The organism is Chitinophaga sp. 10T418, assembly GCF_056394125.1.
This window is the reverse complement of the sequence record NZ_JBFTHG010000054.1, coordinates 1-716: the sequence shown is the minus strand read 5'-3', so window position 1 is coordinate 716 and position 716 is coordinate 1. Positions and strand designations below refer to the sequence as shown.

The window sequence follows — 716 nt, the reverse complement described above, 5'->3', positions numbered from 1 at the left end:
CCGTCAGGAAGCAAACGTCCAAGATCTCCTGTACGATACAACCGCTCTCCGCTCCGGAATGGATGTGGAATAAATTTCTCCGCTGTCAGCACTGCATTATTGAGATAGCCACGGCCCAGTCCATCTCCTCCTACACAGATCTCTCCCTCCACACCTACCGGCACCAGTTGCCGGGCACTGTCCAGGATATAAGCGGTGCTGTTATTGATAGGACGACCGATGAGGATATCCCCGTTTGCCGGTATCTCATACGTCAGCGAGAAAGTAGTATTCTCCGTTGGTCCGTAACCGTTAATAATCCGTACATCCGGATACAACTGCTGCAACAAACGAATATGGTCTGCGGATAATTTATCGCCTCCTGCCAGTATTGTCTTCAAACCACCAAAGAGATAGATATCTTCCTCCACCAGCTGATTCAGCCAACCGGCTGTAAACCACATCATGTTCACGGCTTTGGTCCGGATCAATTTGCCCAGCTGTTGCGTATCCAGTAATACTTCCCGGCTACTCAGCACGAGGCTGCCGCCATTCAGTAACATGCCCCAGTATTCAAACGTAGTAGCATCAAAGGATACCGCCCCGGTAGATAATAATATTTCACTGCCGTCCAGCGTGGCAAAACTGCCCGGGCGTACCAGTCGTACCACACTCCGGTGGCAAACCATCACGCCTTTAGGAACACCGGTAGATCCCGAGGTGTACATCACATAATA

The 716-nt window shown here is 50.7% G+C and carries 1 protein-coding gene; it reads right to left on the bottom strand.

Translation table 11 applies throughout. The features are described 5' to 3' along the window. Nucleotides 1–716 (bottom strand): AMP-binding protein (locus tag AC1DCV_RS35740; RefSeq protein WP_477027676.1); only part of this gene is annotated, 716 nt, incomplete at both ends.